2 protein-coding genes are annotated in these 2,529 nt (G+C 64.8%); one reads left to right on the plus strand and one right to left on the minus strand.

What is annotated here, in order from left to right; all coding sequences use genetic code 11:
- On the minus strand, positions 1-1,547 hold a 1,547-nt coding region (locus EOA36_RS33190; protein ID WP_189553489.1), incomplete at its 3' end, for an amidohydrolase.
- Positions 1,548-1,623: 76 nt separating this feature from the next.
- On the opposite strand from EOA36_RS33190, the gene EOA36_RS33195 reads away from it, so the two are divergent.
- Positions 1,624-2,511 carry a LysR substrate-binding domain-containing protein gene (locus EOA36_RS33195; RefSeq protein ID WP_127280983.1) on the plus strand — a complete coding sequence of 296 codons (888 nt, stop codon included), beginning with the start codon at positions 1,624-1,626 and terminating at the stop codon, positions 2,509-2,511.
- Positions 2,512-2,529 lie beyond the last annotated feature (18 nt).

The following is a 2,529-nucleotide window of genomic DNA, read 5'->3' on the forward strand; positions in this document are numbered from 1 at the left end:
GTGGTGACATATTCCGGCCAGCGGAAGTTGATCGGCGGCTCGTAGTCGCAGAGCGGCGCGATCCAGTTGGAGCCGCCGATGCCGCCGCCGGTGCGGGTGGTGAACTCATTCATCGCCTCGTCGCGGGCGGTCTTGTCCTCGAGCAGGTGCAGCGCCGCCAGCGCGACCGTTTTGGCCGCGCAGATGACCATCGGATCGATCGTCGCGGGAATGCCGCCCAGAGCATTCATCACCCATGCCGGAAAAGCGTGGCCGTTTGCCGAGCGCAGCGCTGGGCGGGCGACATAGAAGCGCGCGGTCGGCGCGTGCCAGCTCATGTCGGTGTAGTCGTCGGAGGTCGAATTCACCTGGGAGGGCGGCAGGTCGCGGCGCAAGATCGCCTCGGCCTCCTGTGGCGAAATCAGCCGCTCCAGCTCATCGATGAAGGGGTTTTCGGTCGCGGTGCCGCCGGCATTGACCTGGATTTCCCGCGCGATCGTCCTGGCGGCCTCGTCCCAGCGTGGCGGCCCGACCGTCGACAGGGCTTCGTAGGTAATCCCTGCCATGGCGTGGTTGGCCAGCCCCGGCCGCGACTTCGACACCCAGTGCCGCTCGTAGCGGCAGCCGCTGATCGCGGCCGCGGCCGCGGCGTTGCGGTCGAGCACCGCCGTCACCTGCTCGGCCATGCCGATGGTCGGCACGCGGATCATGTACTGGATCTCGGCCAGGCCCGCCGGCAGATTGTCGGCCGTGGCCTGGCCAGCGGTCAGGATCGCCTCGCTGATCGACCAGCCGCCCTGATGCGGCAGCATGGAATCGCGCAACGCCTTGGAGGCCATGTACATGGTCATCAGCGCATCGTTGGCGCCCGGTGCCCTGACCGCCGAATGCGCCTGCGGGATCGGCACGCCGTCGCCTGCGCGAATCCAGTTTTCGGGTTCGTCGCAGACGAAACGATAGATCATCGCATAGGCCGCGCCGCAATGCGTATCCCAGCGAGCGGTGTTGCAGAGCGGCAGCATGTAAAATGGATGGAAGGAAATCATGCCGGCAAGGCCGTCATAATAGCCTTTTGCCGCATGGATCGGCTTCGAACCGCGCACCTTTTCGGCCGGCTCGCCGGTAAAGCGCAGCGTGCCCTGAATGTCGTGGCGCTGCATGGCGGCCTTGGTCGCTAGCAGCCCGCCGAGGCTTGCTATGCCGAGCCCCGAATGCGGGTCGGTATGGCCGCCGGCCTCGACACCAAGGCCAGGTCGCGGCTGCCTCACCGTCACGGCGTCCTGGCAATTGCCGGGCACGGCATCATATTCGGCATACATGCCGATTGTCGGTCCGGCGCCGTTCGTCCAGTGGGCGCAGAAGGCGGTCGGCATGCCGCCCGAGCCTTCCTCGACGGAAAATCCCTCGCGTTTGAGCCGATCGACATACCAGGCGGCCGATTTGTACTCGCGCCATGCGGTCTCGCCGAAATCGAAGATGCTGCGTGTCCAGGCCGACAGCAGCGGCTGGATGCCGTCGAGGCAGGCAAGCGCGGTCTCTTGCGCCGATGTCGTCACCGGTTTGTCCATGCTCTAGAAGAAAGCAGTGAAGCGGCTCGCCAAAAAGTGATATGTTTTCCCGGTTCGTGCAAATTCGGTTCACCTCTTGAGAATTCCTTCGACACAGGCGCTACGCGCCCTCGACAGTTTCGCCAGGCATGGCAGCGTCTGGCGTGCCGCCGACGAACTGCACCTGACCCGCAGCGCCGTCTCGCATCAGCTGCGGTTGCTCGAGCGTGACCTTGGCTTCGATCTCCTGCAACGCATCGGCAAGGGCGTGGCGCTGACGCCGCGCGGCCAGCGCTATGCGGCCGATGTCAGGAAGGCGCTAACCGTGCTCGGCGACGCGGGAGCGCAAAACAGCGGTGCGGGCGTCGGCGGTTCGTTTGCCATTTCCTGCCCTCCGGGCTTCGCCTCGATGTTCCTTTGCTCCCATATCGGCGAGTTCCAGCAAATGTATCGGGACGTGGCACTCTCGATCTTGACGCCTCGTCGCCTCGATGACGTCAGCAATGCGGAGGCCGACGCTTTCATCGCCTTTGGCGTCGGCAACTGGCCGAACCGCGCGGTGGAACTGCTCTGCGAGGTCTCGTTCACGCCGCTCTGCAGCCCGACGCTGCTCAACAAGGTCGGTGGGTTTTCCAAGCCCGCCGACGTGCTGCGCGCCAATTTGCTCCATCTCGGCGACACCGAGGACTGGGCCCGCTGGCTGGCACTGTCGAAGGTGGAAAATCCCGACACCGAGGGCGGCATCTTCTTTTCCGACATGAACCTCGTCTTTTCGGCGGCGGTCGCCGGGCAGGGGATTGCCATGGGCGACGAACTGACAGGCCGCCGGGCGCTGAGCGAAGGCCGCCTGGTCAAGCCGTTCGAGGCGTCGGTCCCCTCGCCACGCTCATATTTCCTGGTCTTCGAGCATGCCAAGGCGGGACATCCGGTACTCAATGCCTTCAGCGATTGGTTGAGGGCAAAGCTATCGGAGAACAGGCTCTAGGCGAATTAAGACTAGCAG

The organism is Mesorhizobium sp. M8A.F.Ca.ET.021.01.1.1 (assembly GCF_003998025.1).
Classification (GTDB): Bacteria; Pseudomonadota; Alphaproteobacteria; order Rhizobiales; family Rhizobiaceae; genus Mesorhizobium.